The sequence below is a fragment of the Amycolatopsis decaplanina DSM 44594 genome (genome assembly GCF_000342005.1).
GTDB classification, from domain to species: domain Bacteria; phylum Actinomycetota; class Actinomycetes; order Mycobacteriales; family Pseudonocardiaceae; genus Amycolatopsis; species Amycolatopsis decaplanina.
The window spans coordinates 36,390-54,992 of record NZ_AOHO01000038.1 but is presented as its reverse complement, the minus strand read 5'-3'; the positions used below and the strand labels follow the sequence as shown (position 1 = coordinate 54,992).

15 protein-coding genes are annotated in these 18,603 nt (G+C 69.0%); all 15 read right to left on the bottom strand.

What is annotated here, in order from left to right:
* Position 1 precedes the first annotated feature (1 nt).
* Complete coding sequence (locus H074_RS07875) at positions 2–982, bottom strand: ABC transporter permease (RefSeq protein WP_007029501.1); 981 nt, start codon at positions 980–982, stop codon at positions 2–4.
* A complete protein-coding gene (locus tag H074_RS07870; RefSeq protein ID WP_007029500.1) occupies positions 982–2,580 on the bottom strand; it encodes an ABC transporter substrate-binding protein in 1,599 nt (532 codons plus the stop codon). Before H074_RS07870 ends, H074_RS07875 begins: the two co-directional genes overlap by 1 nt.
* Before the next feature lie 9 nt (positions 2,581–2,589).
* Positions 2,590–3,492 (bottom strand): serine hydrolase, encoded by a 903-nt coding sequence (locus H074_RS07865; protein WP_007029499.1) that lies wholly within the window; start codon positions 3,490–3,492, stop codon positions 2,590–2,592.
* Positions 3,489–4,877, bottom strand: a complete 1,389-nt coding sequence (locus H074_RS07860; protein ID WP_007029498.1) for a serine hydrolase domain-containing protein — start codon at positions 4,875–4,877, stop codon at positions 3,489–3,491. The genes H074_RS07865 and H074_RS07860 overlap by 4 nt, the downstream gene beginning before the upstream one ends.
* Before the next feature lie 121 nt (positions 4,878–4,998).
* Complete coding sequence (locus H074_RS07855) at positions 4,999–5,910, bottom strand: serine hydrolase (RefSeq protein ID WP_007029497.1); 912 nt, start codon at positions 5,908–5,910, stop codon at positions 4,999–5,001.
* A gap of 201 nt (positions 5,911–6,111) precedes the next feature.
* Positions 6,112–7,380: an MFS transporter gene (locus H074_RS07850; RefSeq protein ID WP_039921846.1), complete on the bottom strand. Its 1,269-nt coding sequence runs from the start codon at positions 7,378–7,380 to the stop codon at positions 6,112–6,114.
* Positions 7,381–7,517: 137 nt separating this feature from the next.
* The gene (locus H074_RS07845) at positions 7,518–9,188 is read right to left on the bottom strand and encodes a PucR family transcriptional regulator (RefSeq protein ID WP_039921801.1); all 1,671 of its coding nucleotides are present in this window, start codon (positions 9,186–9,188) and stop codon (positions 7,518–7,520) included.
* Between the two features lie 76 nt (positions 9,189–9,264).
* Positions 9,265–10,371 (bottom strand): o-succinylbenzoate synthase, encoded by a 1,107-nt coding sequence (gene menC, locus H074_RS07840; protein ID WP_007029494.1) that lies wholly within the window; start codon positions 10,369–10,371, stop codon positions 9,265–9,267.
* On the bottom strand, positions 10,368–11,252 hold the full coding sequence (locus H074_RS07835) for a hypothetical protein (RefSeq protein ID WP_007029493.1): 885 nt from the start codon (positions 11,250–11,252) through the stop codon (positions 10,368–10,370). Before H074_RS07835 ends, menC begins: the two co-directional genes overlap by 4 nt.
* Positions 11,253–11,283: 31 nt before the next feature.
* The gene (locus H074_RS07830; RefSeq protein ID WP_007029492.1) at positions 11,284–12,426 is read right to left on the bottom strand and encodes a M20 family metallopeptidase; all 1,143 of its coding nucleotides are present in this window, start codon (positions 12,424–12,426) and stop codon (positions 11,284–11,286) included.
* A complete protein-coding gene (locus tag H074_RS07825; RefSeq protein ID WP_007029491.1) occupies positions 12,423–13,898 on the bottom strand; it encodes an amidohydrolase family protein in 1,476 nt (491 codons plus the stop codon). The genes H074_RS07830 and H074_RS07825 overlap by 4 nt, the downstream gene beginning before the upstream one ends.
* A gap of 162 nt (positions 13,899–14,060) precedes the next feature.
* Positions 14,061–15,398, bottom strand: a complete 1,338-nt coding sequence (locus H074_RS07820) for a GH1 family beta-glucosidase (RefSeq protein WP_007029490.1) — start codon at positions 15,396–15,398, stop codon at positions 14,061–14,063.
* 32 nt (positions 15,399–15,430) lie between these two features.
* The gene (locus H074_RS07815; protein ID WP_007029489.1) at positions 15,431–16,270 is read right to left on the bottom strand and encodes a carbohydrate ABC transporter permease; all 840 of its coding nucleotides are present in this window, start codon (positions 16,268–16,270) and stop codon (positions 15,431–15,433) included.
* Entirely contained in the window at positions 16,263–17,219 is a 957-nt protein-coding gene (locus tag H074_RS07810) for a carbohydrate ABC transporter permease (protein WP_007029488.1), read from the bottom strand. Before H074_RS07810 ends, H074_RS07815 begins: the two co-directional genes overlap by 8 nt.
* The gene (locus tag H074_RS07805; RefSeq protein WP_007029487.1) at positions 17,219–18,532 is read right to left on the bottom strand and encodes an ABC transporter substrate-binding protein; all 1,314 of its coding nucleotides are present in this window, start codon (positions 18,530–18,532) and stop codon (positions 17,219–17,221) included. Before H074_RS07805 ends, H074_RS07810 begins: the two co-directional genes overlap by 1 nt.
* Positions 18,533–18,603: the final 71 nt, after the last annotated feature.

Below are 18,603 nucleotides of genomic sequence, written 5' to 3'. Positions count from 1 at the left end.
CTCAGTTCTCCCGGATCGTCGAACGCGGATCGAGGACGGCCAGCAGCACGTCCACCGTCAGGTTCACCAGCAGTACCCCGATGCCGTAGACGAGCACGATCCCCTGCACCAGCGGGTAGTCCTTCTGCAGGATCGACTGCGCGATGGTGGAACCGAGACCGGGCCAGGCGAACACGTTCTCCACCAGCACCGTCCCGGCGACCATCCCGGTCAGCATCAGCCCGCCCATGGTCAGCGTCGCGGTCAGCGCGTTCGGCAGCGCGTGCCGCAGGTAGACCACCCGCGCGGGCAACCGTTTCGCCCGCGCGGTACGGATGAAGTCGTTGCCCAGCACGGAAAGCGTCTCCACCCGGACGATGCGGGCGAGCACCGAGGCCGGGCCGAGCGCCAGCGCGATCACCGGGAGCACGAACGAACTCGCGTCCGCGTTCCCGGCGACCGGGAACCAGCCGAGCCGGACCGCGAAGAACGCGACCAGCGCGACGGCGAGCAGGAACTCCGGGATGGCCGCGAGCAGCACGGTCGTCGAGGTGAAGGCCAGCTCGCCGCCCCGCCGTCGCCCGCCGCGGGTCAGCACGGCGAACAGCAGGCCCAGCGGGATCGCCACCGCGATGACCACCGCGAAGGCGGGCAACGCCAGCTGGAGGGTGGCGGGCAACCGGTCGCCGATCACCTCGGAGACCGGCTGCCCGCTCGTCATCGACGTGCCGAAGTCACCGGTGACCAGACCCCCGAGGTAGTGGACGTACTGCAGCCACAGCGGATCGTCGAGGCCGAGTGCCGCGCGTCGCGCGTTCACCAGTTCCACCGGCGCGGTCAAGCCGAGCGCCGCCCGGACCGGGTCGCCGGGGATCAGCTGGATCATCAGGAACGCCGTGGTGACCAGGACCCACAGCGAGATCGCGAACCGGCCGAGGCGGCGCAGCGCGAACGACGACCACGGACTGCCGCGTAACCCGGCCGGGGCGGCCGCGACCGCCATCAGCTGTACATCCGGATCGACGACGGCTCGACCGAGCCGAAGATGACCTTGAACCGCGCGTTGCTGCCGAAGGTCGGGATGACCGAGTTGACGTAGGGCACGACGTCCAGCCGCTCGATGAGCGCCTGCTCAGCCGCGAGCCAGGTCGCACAGCCCGAGTCACCCGGCATCCGCGCCGCCTGAGCGGCCTGCGACGTGTACCGCTCGTTCTCGATGTGCGCGAAGTTCGTGCCGGCGGGCGGTTTCGGCCCCGAGACGAACGGGCTGACCTGACTCGGCAGCAGCAAGGTCACCGGCGCGAGCGAGATGTCCCACTCGCCGGTGTTGAAGAGCACCTGGCTGGTCCCCGGACTGTCGAGGCCCTTGAGCGTGACCTCGGCGCCGGCTGCCTTCCAGGACTGCTGCATCAGTTCGGCGGCGGGCGCCATCGTCGGCCCCACCTGGGTGCCGTAGATGGCGGTGAGCGCGAGCCGCTTGCCGTCCTTGACCCGCACGCCGTCGGCGCCCGGCTTCCAGCCCGCCGCGTCGAAGGCCGACTTCGCGGCGGCGACGTCGAACGCGGGCAGCTTGCCGCTCACCGAGTCTCCGGCGCACGCCCTGGGTTCGGTGGTGACCATCCCCTGGCTGGGCGCCCCGGCGCCGCCGGTGAGCACCTTGCCGATCTGGGCGAGGTCGAGCGCCTGCACCAGCGCGCGGCGCACGGCCAGGTCGCCGCCCACGCGGCCGGGCGCCTGGTTGAAGAACATCTCGCCCATCGGCACGACCTGCTCGCCGTGGAACAGTTTCTGGGCGCGCAGCCGCTGCTGGTCCTGACCGGTGATCCGGGCGCCGTTGAGTTCACCGGACAGCAGCAGGTTCGCGGCGGTCGTCATGTTCTGGATGACCCGGAAGACCACCTTCTCCGGCAGGCCTGGCTGTTCACGCTGCCAGTCCCCCGGCCCCCACGCGTAGTCCTTGCGCCGGGTGAGGGTGTAGTGGTCGTTCGGCACGATCTCGGTCATGGTGAACATGCCGGTGCCGTACTTACCCTTGGCCAGCGCTTGCCGGTCGGTCACGCCCTTGCCGCAGACGATCGGCAGACCGCCGACGTTGCGCAGCAGGAACGCGTCCGGTGCTCCGCTGGTGAGCGTGATCTTCCGCGCCGCGTCGTCCGCGGTCGCCTTGGTCCCCGGTGCGACCGTGAGCCCGGACATCGGGGACTTGTTGGCGGGTTCGCCGACGAAGTTGATGTTCGCCGCCACGTCGCTCGCGGTCAACGGGGTGCCGTCGTCGCAGGTGATCCCGTTCCGCAGGGTGAAGGAGGCCGTGGTCGTGGAGGCCTCCCACTTCTCGGCGAGCCCGGCGACCGGTTTGCCGGTCTCGTCGAGGTTGATCAGGCTGTCGTAGAGGTAGCGGCCGATGTCGAGCGCGACCGAGAGCACGGTCATCGCCGGATCCAGCGCTCCCGGATCGGTACCGATCGCCATGGTGAAGGTCTTGCCCTCGGTCAATTTCTGGTTCGCGGTCCGGTCCTGCCCGGATTGCGACGTCCCCCCGCACGCGCTCACGGTCAAGGCCACCACGCTCGTGATCGCGGCGGTGAGCCGGGCTTTCTTCATGCGGTTCTCCTACTGGGTCACGGTCTGCGCACGGAGGTGATCGACGGCGAGGCGGGCGGCCCTGCCGATGGCGGAATCGACCGCGGGCAAGCGGTCGGCGAGGGACTCGGCGCGGGTGAACACCGCGACGGCGTACCGGCGACCGTCCACATGGGTCACCACCCCCGCTTCGTTGCGGACGGCCGGGAGCGTCCCGGTCTTGGCCGCGATCGCCACCTCGGCGGGGAAACCGGACGAGATCCGGTGTGGCCAGATCTGCTGGGCCATGATCGTCCGCACGCGTTCGCAGGCGGCCGGGTCGCCCGCGCGGTCGGTCCAGATCGCGTCGAGCAGCTCGGTGATCTCCCGCGGGGTCGACGACGTCGTGCGTTCCGGGTCGAGCACGGAGAGCTTCCACAACTGCTCGGATGTGGCCGCGGCGAAGACGGCTTCCAGATCGTCGTCCGGTCCAGCGCCGAGATCGGCGATCACCGAGGCGAAGAGGTCCTCGCAGCAGCCGATCAGCCGCGTCCTGGTGAGTCCCAGGTCGGCGAGCACCCGGTCGACGGACTCCTGCCCGACCCGGTGATAGACGACGTCCGTCGCGGCGTTGTCGCTCATCGTCAGCATGAAATGCGCCAGGTCGCGCCAGCTCATCTCGACGTCGTCCGCGCAGCCGGCGGTCCCGATCCCGCCGATCCGGTAGCGCGCGGTGACGCGGATCCGTTCGGTCTCGTCGAGCCGTCCGGCGGCCACCTCACGGGCGAAGGCGACCGCCACCGGGATCTTGAACACGGACGCGAGCACGACCGGGTCGTCCGCGCCGACACCGACTTCGGGGCCGCCGGGGACACCGATCTCGCGCGCGTGCACGAATCCACGTGCCCCCGCGCTCGCGAAGACGGCCTCGATCTCGTCGGAGGTCGCCGTCACCGGTCCACCCGCCGGTCGGCCCGTCCGGTGTGGACGAACAACGCCCTGCCGGTGCCGTCGTCACCGACGAACGCGTGCGGCATGTGCAGGCCGAGCCCGTCGTGTTCGATGACCAGGGTGTCCCCCTTGTAGCCCAGCAACCTGCTTTTCTCCGGTGCCGGGCCGAGGTCTGCGAATATTCCCTTGGGCGTGCGTTCCAGCCACAGGCCGCCGTCCTCGTCCTTGCTGACGACGACGTCCGCGACCTGCGACGAGTACTCGCCCACAAAGCGCGACGGGTCCGCCGGGTACTCCGCGGCGTTGGGCTCCGGCAGCGGCGGGACCTCGACGCCCGCCAGATCACCCAGCACCTTCCCGAAGATGTCCAGGTACAGGTGCAGCGGTTTGCCACCGTTGGTCAGCAGGGCGACCGCGACGTTGCTGCCCGGCACCACCCGCAGGAACGCCGACTGGCCGATGGTGCCGCCGTCGTGGCCGATCACCGGGCCGCCTTCCCAGTCGAAGATCATCCAGCCGAGCCCCCAGGCCCCGCCCATCAGGCCGAGGTAGGGCAGTTCGACCTGGCGTTCCCACATGGCGCGCGCGGTTTCGGGCTTGAGGACCTGGGTGCCGTCGTCCGCACGGCCTTCGTTGAGGTGCATGCGCACGAAGGTGAGCAGGTCGCGCGGGCGCATCGCGAGATGCGAACCCGCCGGGGCGTTCGACCGCGTCAACGCCCACACGGGTGCCGCCACCGGCTCGTCGTCCGGCGTCGGCTGGACGTGGCCGATCGCGGCGCGGTACCGGATCGCGTCGTACGGCCCGGCCGCGGCGTGGGTCAGCCCGAGCGGAGCGAAGAGGTGGTCGCGCAGGCAATCGTCGTAGGACTTTCCGCGCAGGACCTCGACGAGCCTGCCGAGCACGCAGTACCCGGCGTTGTTGTAGGAGAACATCTCCCCCGGCGGGAACAGCTGGGGCACGTCGGAAAGCGTCGCCACGAGCTTGGCGACGCAATCGTCACCCTGTCCGGTGTCGGTGAAGATGTCACCCTCGAAGCCGGCGATGTGACAGGTCAGCTGCCGCACGGTGATCCGCGACGCCGCGTCTTCGTCGGAGAGGGCGAATTCGGGAAGGTAGTCGCGGACCGGCTTGTCGAGGTCCAGCTCGCCCTCGTCGACGAGCTGCATCGCCAGGGTGGTCGTCCACACCTTGGTGATCGACCCGATCTGGAACAGTGAGTCCACTGTGGACTCCACGCCGGTGCTCTTGTTCAGCACGCCGGCCGCGTGGTCGATCACCTCGCCGTTGGCGAAGACCGCGACGGCGGCGCCGGGAACCTGATGCTTCTCCAGAAGGGCGGAAAAGTTCTCCGCGAGCCAGGTCTCGATTTCGGAAAGTTTCGACATGCGCACCTCTTGTCCAGGGAAAGGGTGGTCCGGCGGTTCCCGGAATGCTAGGCCGGTGACGGGCGTCACCGGTTCGTGCGGAACTACGAGAGCGGCGGGAAAATTCATCCGGGCGGACGAATCATTCGCTCCCGGCCTCGGGAAGCCTGAGCCATTCGACGGCCTGTGCCGCGGCGAAACCGATGAAGGCGTCCCGTTCCGGCACTCTCGACCGCCCGTCGACGGCGTCGGTGAAAATCCTTACCGCGTAACGGCCACCATCCGGGTACTCGACCACGCCGACCTCGTTGCGCACCGACGGCAGGGTCCCGGTCTTGCCGCTGACGCGGATCCCGTCGTCCGGGAACCCGGACCGCAGCCGGTGCGGCCACACCTGGAGTTCCATCCAGCGACGGACGTCCGCGCACGCGGCCGGCGGAGCCGCCTCGTCGCGCCAGATCAGCCCGAGCAGCCGAGTGATCTCTTCGGCTGTCGTCGCGCAAGTGTGCTCCGGTCGCAGGGCGCGCAACGCGGCGATCCGCTCCATCGGGAGCCCCGCCAGCAACCTTTCGTCGTCCTCGTAGGAGATCCCGAGGTCCTCGCCGATACTGTCGAGTACCTCCCTGCAGTCCTGAGTAACGGTGGTGTGCTCGAAACCGAGGTCGCGCAACGTTTTCTCCGTCGCTTCCTTCCTGACGCGGTCGAGGATCAGGTCGGTGGCGACGTTGTCGCTGATGCCGATCATCAGGATCGCGAGGTCGTACCAGGACATCGTGATCTCGTGCCGGAAGGTCGCCAGGCCGTACGGACTCGGCGTGGGATGCCCCGGCGGGACGGTGATCCGCTCACCGAGGTCGAGCCCGCCTTCGGCGGCCTGCCTCGCCAGTTCCAGCGCGATCGGGACCTTGAAGACCGACGCCGTGACGACGGGTGTGTGTTCGTCGACGCCGATCCGCCGGGTGCCGTCGACTTCGGCCGCGTGCAGCCGGACCCGGACGCCGACCTCCTTCGCGCGTTCGTTGATCGTTGCGATGACTTCGGACGCGGTGGACATGGAACTCCTGTCTACTTGGGACTCGTGAGTGGCGTGCCGTATCGGCGACCATGGGCGTGGGTCCCGAGCGTCACGTTCGAGACGGTGAGCGTCCCGGGCGAGGCGCTCGAGACCCGCTCATCGTCCGAGGCAGGGAAAGCTCACACCTCGCCCGGCACGGCACCTTTGCCTTACCCCTCAAAATGGAACCGTCCTCACCACTCACGAGCCCGAACTGGGACCGGCCGGGGAGAAGGTGAACTGTGCCGGGTTCTGCGGAACCCAGAACGCCATCACGGCGGTGAGGAAGGTGGTGCAGATGAGGAAGCCGAACGCGGCGGTGTAGGAGAACGCGTCGGCGAGCCAGCCCATCGCCACCGGGGCGACCGCGCCCGCCACCTGACCGCCGAAGTTCATCACGCCCATGCCGATCCCGGTGACCGCGGTGGGCAGCACGCGCAGCGGCAGGCCGAAGACGGCCATAGTCGCCATGCCGAACACCGCGAGGGCGAGCGTCTCGTAGAGGGTGAACTCCGCCGTGGTCTCCGCGGAGACCATCAGGATCAGCAGCACCACGGTCACCAGCGCGATCGAACCGAGGTACCAGCGTCCGTGGTCGTGGAAGTAGCGGTCGAACAGCCAGCCGCCGAGGATGGTCGTCCCGATGCTGACCAGCATCGGGATCGCCGCGAGCACCCCGGTCTGGTTCAGCGTCAGGCCCCGCGCCTCGAGCAGGTAACTGGGCACCCAGGTGATCAGGCCGTAGTTCAGCATGTTGGTGGCGCAGAACAAGAGCGTGAACTTCCAGACCACAAAGGACTTCAGCACCTGTTTGCGGGAGACCTCCGGGGTCTTCGCCTCGTCGCGCGGAAGGCTGCTCAGCCTTTCGGGCAGCGCCTTGGGCAACAACGTCCAGACGACCACGCCGATGATCGCGCCGATCCCCGCCATCCAGAAGAACGTGTGCCGCCAGCCGACCGCCATCAGCAGCGGGCCGACGAGCAACGGCGCCAGGCCGGCGCCGATACCGCCGGCGGACAGCATCACGCCGGTCACCGTCGCGCGGTTGCCGGGAGTGGTCCGCTCGGCGATCGCCTTGAACGACGCCGCCGGGAAAAGTCCTTGGCAAACACCGAAAAGGCCACGGACGACGAGCAGCATGCCGAAGGTGCCCGCCATCCCCGTCATCGCGGTGAACGCCGACCAGAGCAGCAGCGTGACCAGCATCGGCCCCCGCGAGCCGTACCGGTCGGCGAGGAAGCCGGCCGGGATCTGGCAGACCATGTAGACCAGCGCGAACACGGTGACGAGCCAGCCCTGCTGGGTCTTGCTGAGCTCGAACTCGGCGCCGATCATCGGCAGCGCCATCCCGATCGAGAACCGGTCGATGTAGTCGACCGCCCAGGCGAACACCATCACCACCATGGTGATGAGCGCCGTCCGGTTGATCCGCCGCGCTGTCCAGGTGTCCTCGTTGACCACTGCCGTCATGGCGCCTCCGCGGAAACGTTGGGAGAGAAGGAGAACGGCGAGCGTGGCGCCGATCACTCATTCTGAAACGCGTTCGGCGAGCGGAGTTCGTGCGATCACACGAACATCCGCCGCCGTTTCGGGCCGGGCGACCAACGTCAGTCTTCGGCGCCTGGCGGAACGGTCCGCACGTCACGGGGCAACAGCCGGAGTTGCAGCATCGCGGCGAACCGCTCCCCCGCGTCGTCGAGGTCGATCTCGCCGACTTCGGCGAGACGCCGCAACCGGTAGCGGAAGGTGTTCGGATGGACGTAGGCCGACGCGGACGCGGCTCCGATGTCACCGAAGGCGTCCAGCCAGCACCGGAGGGTGTGCACCAGTTGTGACTGGTGCTGGGCGTCGTAGGCGAGCAGCCGCGCGACAGGTCCTGTCGCGACGTCTCCCCTGGCCGCGGCGAGATCGGCCAGATCCAGCATGAGTGCGTCGACATGGACGTCGTCGGCGGTCGCGACGCGTTTGGCGCCGCCGTTGGTGAGCAGAACGCGCAACGCCCGGTCCGCACCGTCCCGGGAGGCGTGGAGCCCGGACGCGTCGAGCGCGAGCGGTCCGATGCCGATCGCGGCCGCCGCCCGGCGTCCCGTGCGCTCCAGGAAGGTCGACGCGACCCGCACCGAACGCTCCTGGCAGTCGGCGTGACCGCCGGGCATCGGGAGGATGCCATAGGCGACGTCGCCGACCAGCGCGACGGCCGAGCGAGGCTGGACGGCGCTCAGGTGCATGGCCAGCGCGTCGGCGACCCGCTGGCGATCCGCGACGAGCCGGAGATCGTCCTCGGGCGCGGGGGCGCCGAGCAGGCCCATGGCGAGCACGATCGACGGCCGGCCGAGCAGCCCGAGCCGGGCGATGGCCTCCGGTGCCCCGGCGCCGCCTTCGAGCGCCGTGCTCACCAGATCCGCGCGCAACCGCCGTTCGACATCGGCGCCCGCGCGCAACCGGAGCATGTGCAACGCGACGAGTTTGGCGGCGTCGATCAGCGCCTGGGTGCGCTCCCCGCTGAGCGGTTCCCTGACCGCCGCCCAGATCGATCCGAGCACCTCGTCGCCGGCGCGGACGGCGAGCGCCACGCGGGGAAGCGCGATCGTGTTGTCGTCGTACCGCTGCGGATCGACGTACACGGGCGCGTGGTCGCGGTACAGCTTCTCGAAGACACCGTCCCGTTCCAGGCCGCGGGCGAACCGCTCCGGCACCTGCCTGCCGAGGATGGTTTCCACCCGGGACGGGTCCGCCTCGTCCTGGCGCCCGGAGAACGCGAGGATCCGGTTACTGCGGTCCTCGATGGTCACCGGCGCGTCCACGAGCGCGGCGATCGCGTTGGCCAGCGCGAAGAGATCGCCCGACGGCATTCCGCCGAGGGGCTGCGGCGAGACCTCGCCGACGTCCTCTTCGGCGAGCAAGGTCCTGAGCATGGCGGCGAGCTGCGCCCAGGAGGCGCCCCGCGCGAGCCCGAGCAGAGCGACCCCGGACGAATCCGCGGCGCGCCGGAGTTCCGGCGCCGGGGTGACGGGAGAGCGGACGACGAGCGCCGCCGCGCCTCTCGCACCCACGTCGTGCAAGAGGCGGACGACCTCGTCCTGCTCCCGCACCCCGACGCCGAGCACGACGGCTCCGCCAGGGATGTCGGATTCGTCGTGCGGATCGTGGATGACCACCCCGCCGAGCTGCTTGCGGGTGGTCCGGCCGACCGCGACCGGTTCCAGGAGCACGTCCCCGAGGTCCTCGAGCACGCGCCCCAAGCTCGTATGCGGCTTGCTGGGCACCGGTGTCAGCACCCCCCGAAGTTAAACCCGGCCTCACCGAACCGAATGGTTCGATCCGACCAAATCTAACCCCGGATTTCGTAGCGCGCTACGAACCGATCCACGCTTTCTCCGTGGTGACCTCGTCCAGCAGGTCGGGAATCGGAGTCACGCCGAGCCCCGGTCCGGTCGGCACCGGCAAGTGCCCGGCCTCCAGCACGAACGGCTCGGTGATGTCCGTGCGGTAGAACCGGTCGGACGCCGAAGTGTCGCCCGGCAGCGTGAAGCCGGGCAAAGAGGCCAGCGCGACGTTGGCCGCACGGCCGAGCCCGGTCTCGATCATCCCGCCGCACCACACCGCGACCCCGTGCGCCGCGCAGACGTCGTGCACCCGGCGTGCTTCGAGGTAGCCGCCGACGCGGCCGGGTTTGATGTTCACGATCTGGCAGGCGCCGAGCTTGATCGCGTCCGCCGCGGCCTTCGCGGAGACGATCGACTCGTCGAGGCAGATCGGCGTCCGGATGCGCTTGGCCAGTTCGGCGTGGCCGAGCACGTCCTCCTCTTCGAGCGGCTGCTCGATCAGCAGGAGGTCGAACGGGTCCAGCCTGGACAGCAGGGGCGCGTCGCCCAGGGTGTACGCGGTGTTCGCGTCGACCTGCAGCAGCACGTCGTCACCGAAGCGCTCACGCACCTGGCGCACCGGCTCGACGTCCCAGCCGGGTTCGATCTTCAGCTTGATCCGGACGTAGCCCTCGTCGAGATAGCCGCCGACGACGTCGAGCAGCCGCGGGATCGAGTCCATGATCCCGACCGAGACCCCGCAGGCCACGGAGTCGCGAGTGGACCCCAGCTCGGCCGCGAAGGACCGTTCGTGCGCGCGGAGTTCGGCGTCGAGGACCGCCATCTCCAGCGCCCCCTTCGCCATCCGGTGCCCCTTGTACTTCGCCAGCAACGGCGTCACCTTGTACGCGGTGACGTCCTCGGCCGACAGCAGGGCGGGGATCAAGTGGTTCCGCAGCACGTGCTCGGCGGCGTCGTTGTACTCCGACGAGTAGAGCGGCGCCGCCATCGTGACGCATTCGCCCCAGCCCTCGCCCGCCGGGGTCACCGCGCGGACGAGCAGCAGTTCCCGTTCGGACTGCGTTCCGAACGACGTCCGGAACGGCGCCACGAGCGGCATCCGGACCCGGCGCAGTTCCACACCGCTGAGTTTCACGACTGCTCCTTCGAGATCACGTACCAGCCGGCACGATCGAAACCGGCGACTCGGGCGTTGTCCGCCATCAGTCCGCCGAGGACTTCGCGCAGGGCGACGCGCCACGCGCTGCCGCGACCGGGATCGGTGCGGCGCAACCGTTCGATGTCGGACGGGACGGCGACGAGCACGGTCGGCGTGTCGGCGGATCCGATGCTCGGGCCGCCGTCGGAGTCGACCGAAAGCGCCTTCGCCGCGCCCAGCGCTACCGCGTCGATCAGGACGGGTTCACCGAAGGTGGCGGCACGGACCTCCGGGCTGATCAGATCCCAGCCGACCATCAGCCGGTCGGTGTCACCGGAGCCGTTGATGCTGTCCTCCATCGGACCGTAGAAATCAGGCAGGTAGCCGATCGGGCGCGCGCCGAGTTTCCCCAGGTTGAAATAGGCGTTGCGCCGCACCAGCGGGTCGAAGGTCCAGGTGATCACCGAGACGTCCTGGAGCAGCGCCCACCCGCGCTGGTGCAGTTTGAGCGCGTGCCCGATCCCGCGGCCCACACCCGCCTCGGCGACTCCGGCGATGTGGCTGTGCAGGCTCGCCTTTCCAGGGTTTCCGAAGAAACCGAAACAGGCCCCCAGCAGCTCACCGTTGTCGAACGCGCCCGCGACGTAGTTCCCGGCCGCGGACATCGCGCGGAGCAGTTCCGTGCTCACCGGCCGGGCGCCCGGCGCGGACCGCCAGATCGACTCGAACAGACCGGCCACCGCGGCCAGATCGGCGATTTCGGTGAGTTCGCGGATTTCGACGCCCGAAGCCACGGCCGCGGCACGCGCGGCGGCGACGGCTTCGTCGCGCACCTCCGCCGACACCAGGCTTTCCGCGTTCGTCGCAAGATTCGTCACGGGACAATCCTTTCCCGGCCCGATGGCCGAGTCACCGTCGTGCCGTACCAGATTCGCCCGCGGGATTCGTCGCACCGGACGGACTCCGCTTCGCGAGCACGTTTTCCACGAGCGCGGCCAGCAAAGCCGTGCGGCGCGGCAATTCCGCGACGACGACGTGTTCGTGATCCGCGTGCGCCCCACCGCCGACGGCGCCGAGGCCGTCCAAGGTGGGAATTCCCATCCCAGCGGTGTAATTGCCGTCCGAGGCCCCGCCGACCGACGCGGAAGGCAGTTCCCCGAGACCGAGTTCGCCCGCAAGTTCCTGGGCCAGCGCGAACAGTCCCGCCGACGAGCCCGCTTCGAGCGGCGGCCGGTTGATCCCGCCGGTCACGCGGACCTCGGCGCCTTCCAGGACCGGGCGGAGTTCCCGCATGGCCCTGTCCACGCGGAGTTGCTCGGTCTCGTTCCAGACGCGGACGTCGACGGCCACACTCGCGGCGGCCGGAACGGTGTTGACCGTCGTGCCCGCCGAAACGACCGTGGGCGTCACGCTGGTCCCGGCTCCGGGAGCGGCGAGCGCGGCCACCGCGAGGATCTGATGGGAGATCTCGATTCCCGCGTTGACCCCCTTCTCCGGTTCCAGTCCGGCGTGCGCGGCACGGCCGATCACCTCGACCCGGTAGTGAGAGACGCCTTTGCGCCGGCACTTCAGCGCACCGCCGTCGGCCGAGGCCTCCAGCACGAACGCCGCGTCACAGCCCGTCGCGGTCTCTTCGATCAGCGCGCGGGACGACGGTGAACCGATCTCCTCGTCACCGGTGACCAGAATGGACAATCCGTCACGATCGGGCACGGTCGCGGCGGCGTGCAGCGCCATCACGACCCCCGCCTTCATGTCGAAGCATCCGGGTCCTCGCAACACCCCGTCCCGCACGGAGAACGGATGGGTCTCCAGCGAACCGTGGGGCCACACCGTGTCGTGGTGACCGAGCAGCAGCACACGAGGCGGTCCGTCGCCGAATCGCCAGCGGAGATGGGTGACGCCGTCGATCACGATCCTCTCCGGGTCCGCGCCGAGCAGCCTCCGGCCGACTTCGGCCAGCACCTCGGCGCTGCGGGCCACCGCTTCGTGGTCCGACGACGGCGACTCGCAGCGCACGAGTGTCTCGATGTCGGCGAGCAGATCGCTCATCGCGGCTCACCCCGCAACGGCTTGCCCGGGAACGCGTCCGTGCGCAGATTCCCGTCGGTGACGACCGGAACACCCGAGACGAACAGGTGCCGGACGCCGACGGAAGGCCTGGTCGGGTCGAAGTAGGTCGCCGCGTCGGTGATCGTCTCCGGGTCGAGGACGACGATGTCGGCGTCGGCACCGACGTCGAGCCGTCCCTTGGCCACCGCACCGGGAGCGACCTCGTCGAGCACGCGCGCCGGCAGGTAGGAGCAGCGCCGGAACGCCTCCAGCCACGTCCATGCCTTGCTCTCGCGCACCATCAGGCGCAACGTCTTGGCGTACGTCCCGGACGTGCGCGGATGCGTCGCGCCGCCGGGTGGCAACGGCCATTCGGTGCTCTCGCTGGTCCCGTTCTTCCAGTACACGGGCAGCGCGTCGCTGGCGACGATGGCGTCAGGGAACGCGAGCGCCTGGTGCAGCAGGCCGAGGTCGCGCGGGCTGCTTTCGTCGAGGAACTCCAGGATGCACGGCGCCCCGGGATCCTCGGCGCGGACCTGGAGCAGGCGGCCCGCGTCGGCGATCCGCTCCCCCGACTCCAGCATGATCACGCTGGAGGGGGTCAGTCCCTTCATCTTCAGGCGTTCGGGCGAGAGGAACGCCGCGCCGATCGCCGTGCTGCCCGCGCCGTACGGGTAGGCCTCGACGGTCACCCGCGACCCGGCCGCGCGTCCCGCTTCGAGCGCCGCGAGCACCCGCTCGATCTGGTGGCCGGACGTGCTGTTCACGTGGCAGTGGTGCATCGCCGCGCCGGTCTCGGCCGCGACGATCGCGATCTCCGCCGAGCCGTCGATGGGCGTCTCCGGGTTCACCTCGACCAGTTCACGGACATGGGTGTAGGTCGGTGCCCCGGCCTCCTTGGCCAACCGGGCCAGCGCGAGGAACTCACCGGGGTCGGTGTCGGGCGCGTAGCCGAGGAGCACACCGACGCCGAGCGCGCCCGCGGCCAGCTCACCGTCCACAAGAGACAGCCAGGCGGCGAGTTCCGTCGGCGAGGACGACCGTTGCCAGACAGGGTTCCCGAGCACAGCGAGACCGCTGTCGATATTCGCGTCCGGCTCGATCCCGGCGAGCACCTGCGCCCGCGCGGCACCCCATGACGCGGAGAAACCGTAGTGCAATGGACGTCCCGCCGCGGCAGCCTCGGCGTAGGCCCGCTCGATCGGCATCAACCCGGCTTCGAGGTCGAGCGCGGTCGTCACCCCGTCCATCGCCTGCAGCCGCTGGCCGGCGATGGTGTGCACGTGGCTGTGCAGGTCGATGAAACCCGGTCCGACCACGAGCCCGGAGACGTCGATCTCCACGTCACCCGGCTCGGCGGTCAAACCAGCCCCGACGGCGGTGACCACCCCGTCGGATACCAGCACGTCGGCCATGCCGTCGAAGCCCGTCGCCGGATCGATGACACGACCGCCACGCAAGAGTGTCCGCATGCTTCGCCTCCTAGATCGCCTCGTTCATGGCGACCCTAGGAGGTTTCGGCGGACGTCCGTTCGTATCGCGCGACGAATCCGGGCCCCTCGGTCCATCCGCCCGCACGAACCGCTCGTGAGTGGTAAGGACGGTTAGAACCGTCCTTACCACTCACGAGGCCACTAGCGGTTCCGGTGCTCCGCGATGATCTCCGCGTACCGGTGCCCGCTCGCCTTGATCGTGCGGACCTGCGTGTCGTAGTCGACCCGCACGAGCCCGAATCGTTTGCTCAGCCCGCTGTCCCATTCGAAGTTGTCGAGCAGCGACCAGGCGAAGTAGCCCTTCACCGGAGCGCCCGCCTCGACGGCCCCCGCGACCGCGCCGAGGTGTTCTTCCAGGTAGGCGATGCGGTCCGCGTCGTGGACCGAACCGTCCTCGGCGACCTTGTCGTCGAAGGCAGCCCCGCTCTCGGTCACGTAGATGGCCTGGGCGCCGTACTCGTCGGCGAGCCGGTCGATCAGATCCGCGAGACCCTGCCCGTGGATCTCCCAGCCCATCGCGGTGGTGGCCGCGCCCTCGACCGGCACCTGCCGGGCGCGGGGCGCGGGGCCGTCCGGGTCGTCCTCGACGATCTGCCGGAAGTAGTAGTTCAGCCCGTGGTAGCCGACCGGGGTCGAGATCACCTCGAGGTCGTCCCCGGCCACCGGCGGTTCGACGCCGTAGACCTCGATCATGTCCGCCGGGTAGCCGCGTCCGTTCGACGGGTCGAGCCACCAGCGGTTGACGTGCCCGTCCATCCGGGCGGCCGCCTCGATGTCCGCGGTGGAGTCCGACGCCGGCTCGATCCCGCTGAGGTTGACCACCAGGCCGACGTTGGCGGGTTGGGCAGCGTTCGCGGTGATCGCCTGTACGCCGAGGCCGTGCGCGAGCAGGAGATGGTGCGACGCGTGGACGGCCTGCTTGAGATCTTTGACGCCGGGGGCGAACCGGCCTTCCAGATAGCCGAGCCACGCCGAGCACAGCGGTTCGTTGACGGTGTTCCAGTCCTTGACCCGGTCGCCGAGTTTCGCCGCGACGACAGCGGCGTAGTCGGCGTAGGCGTAGGCCGTGTCACGCTCGGGCCAGCCACCCTTCGCCTGCAGAGCAGAGGGCAGGTCCCAGTGGAACAGCGTCGCGAACGGCCGGATCCCGGCTTCGAGCAACGCGTCCACCAGCCGGTCGTAGAAGTCGAGGCCTGCCGCGTTGACCGCGCCGCGACCGGCCGGGATCACCCGCGGCCAAGCGACCGAGAAGCGGTAGGCGTCCAGGCCCAGCCGCTTCATGATGCCGAGATCCTCCGGCCAGCGCCGGTAGTGATCGCAAGCGACATCGGCGGTGTCGCCGTTCAGGACGGCACCCGGGACCCGGACGAAGTCGTCCCAGATGGACGGGAGGCGGCCGTCGGCGTCGACGGCGCCTTCGACCTGGTACGCGGCGGTGGCCGCACCCCACAGGAAATCGGCGGGCAGGTGCAGATTCAAGGCGGACCTCTCTGTACGGAGCGACGGGCGGGTCATTTCACGGCACCGGCGGTGAGCCCGGCGACGAGATAACGCTGGAGCAGCAGGAATCCGGCGACGACCGGGACGGAGACGATCAGGGACGCGGCCATGACCTGGTTCCAGTACACCTGGACCTGAGTGGAGTACTCCTGGAGGCCGACCGCGAGGGTCCGCGTGCCCGAATCGGTCATCACCGACGCGAACAGGACCTCGCCCCAGGCCGTCATGAACGAGTAGATCCCCACCGCGACGATGCCCGGCATGGCCGCCGGGACGACCACCCGGATCAGCGCGCCGAACGGCCCGGTGCCGTCGACCATCGCGGCCTCGTCGAGTTCCTTCGGGATCGAGTCGATGTAGCCGGCGAGCATCCAGATGGCGAACGGCAGCGAGAAGGTCAGGTAGGTGATGATCAGCCCGAGCCGGGAGCCGTACAGGACGATGCCGGTGGTGTTGCCGATGTTGACGAAAATGAGGAACAGCGGCAGCAGGAACAGGATGCCGGGGAACATCTGTGTGGACAGCACGGTCATCTTGAAGAAGTTCTTGCCACGGAACCGGAAACGGCTCAGGGCGTACGCCGCGAAGATCGCGATCACCACCGAGAGGATCGCCGCCGAACCGGAGATGACCAGGCTGTTCACGAAGTACTCGGCGAGCGGGATGGTCTCCCAGATGTCGAAGAACGGCTGGATGGTCAGCGTCGTCGGGACCCACTCCCACTTGCCCTGCACGTCCCCCAGCGGCTTCAGCGACGACGAAACCATCGCGTACAGCGGGACCAGGGTGAACAGGGCGAGGAAGCCGAGGACGAATCGGCGGGCCCACGGGACCCAGCGAGGCTCAGACAACGGCGTTCCTCCTCCGCGCGGTCAGTCCCAGGTAGACGGTGCTGACGATGAGCAGGAACAGCAGCAACAGCACCGACATCGCCGAGCCGAGACCGAAGTTCCAGGTCACGAAGGAGCTCTGGTAAATGTGGATCGAGATCAGTGATGCCTCCTTCGGCGCGGACGCTCCGAAGAGGACATACGGCGTGTTGAAGTCGTTGAAGGTCCACAGGAACAGCACCAGGAGCAGGACCTGGTTGACCGGGCGCAGCATCGGCTGGGTGATGGCCTGGAACTGCCGCCACCATCCGGCGCCGTCGATGGCCGCCGCCTCGTACAGTTCGCCGGGGATGTTCTGCAGGCCGGCCATCACGATCAGGAACGCGAACGGCCAGTTGCGCCAGATCGAGACGACCACCAGCGACCAGAAGCTGTTGTCCCCGATGAGCCAGAACGAATCGGTGCCCAGCAGGTCGTTCACCAGGCCGGTGTCCTTCTGGAACATGAACGACCAGGTGATCACCGCGGCGTACATCGGCAGCGCGTACGGCACGAGGAACAGGGTCCGGAGCAGGCCGCGGCCCCGGAAGTTCTTCTGCATCAGCACGGCGGCCGAGGTGCCGAAGAGCCAGCAGAACCCGACCGATGCGACGGTGTAGAGGACGCTGATCCAGAACGAGCCGAGCAGCGACTTCCCCGCCGCGGAGTTGAAGTCCAGGACGAACTTGTAGTTGTCCAGCCCCGCCGCCGGGGCGGACGAGAAGTCCCGGATGGAGAACTGCGTGAGCTTGAAGAAGCTCATCACGAGCCCGGCGATCATCGGGACCAGGTGGACGAGCAGTTCGAGCAGGATCGCGGGCAGCAGGAGCAGATACGGCAGCGCGACCCGGCGCCGGTCGCGCCGGGCACCCTGGGGCCGGGGCGCCCCGGCCGCCTTCACGGCCGGGGCGTCGTCGAGCGCGGTCGGCATCAACTACCGGCCGCGATCTGCTGGTCCGCCTGGTTCAGCTGGTCGCGGATCTTGGCTCCGTCGACCGGCTTGCCAGCGGCCACGTCGGCGAACATCGCCTTCATCGCGGTGCCGATGAGGGTCTCGAACTGCGACTCCTGCGGAACCTGCGGCATCGGCTCGGCCGAGTTCGCGAGCACGTTCTGGAAGACCTTGACGTCCTCGGTCTGGAACGCCGCGTCGCTGTAGGCGTCCTGGACGGTGGGCAGCGAGCCGTAGGTCTTGTTGAGCAGTGCCTGCTCCGGCGCCGAGACCATGAACTTGACGAAGTCCAGTGCGGCGTCGGGGTTCTTGGTGTTCTTGAAGACCGACATGTTGATGCCCGCGACGAAGCTGGTCACCTTCCGGCCGTTCGGCGGCGCGGTGGCGGGCAGCGGGATCGGCGCGACGCCGAGGTCGGCCATGTCCATCCCGATGTTCTTGAACGACCCGGCGGAGGCCTGGTTCATGAACATCGCGGCCTTGCCGTCCGACAGATCCTTGAGGGACTTCGCGGTGTCGGCGTACTCGGCGTTCGCCGGGTTGACGATCTTGTCCTTCTGCATCAGGTCGACGAACTGCTGCACGGCCGCGACCGACGGATCCGAAGCGAGCTGCGGTTTACCCTCGGCGGTGAAGAATTGCGCGCCCTGCTGGGCGCCGAGGATCGCCGCGTGGTGGCTGTTCTCGGTGACCTGGCCCGCCTGGAGCGAGAGTCCCCACTGGCCCTTGTCGGGTTTGGTGAGCTTCTTGCCGTCCTCGACAAGCTCCTCCCAGGTGGCGGGCGGCTTGGTGATGCCGGCCTCGGAGAAGAGCTTCTTGTTGTAGTACAGGCCGTACGCCTGGCCGTAGAGCGGTACGCCGACCGGCGGCTGACCGCTCGCCCCTGTGGCCGCCAGCGACGGGCCGAGGAACCGCGCCCTGCCGCCGACCTTCTCCAGCGCGGCGTCGTCGAACGGCAGCAACGCCCCGGTCGCCTGCAACGAGGCCGACCAGGTGTTGCCGATGTTGAGCACGTCCGGTCCCTTGCCGGAGGTGGTGGCCGCGAGGATCCGGTTGAGCAGATCCGTCCACGGGACGACCTCGAGCTTGACCTTGATCCCGGAGGCCTTCTCGAACTTGTCGAGTTCGGGCTGCAGGACGGCTTTGTCGTTGTCGAGACTGGTGCCCTGATTGGACGCCCAGTAGACGAGCTCCTTGGGAGCACTGGACGACGTGTCGCCGCCGCCGCACGCCGTCGTGGCGGCGGCCGCCAGCGCCAGGACGAGCGCGGGAGCGATCTTTCCGATTCGCATCGATGGTCCTCGGGGTGAGTGGCCAAGCCGCGTCCGGAGCCTGTGACCCGGGACACGTCTTATTTCAGGGC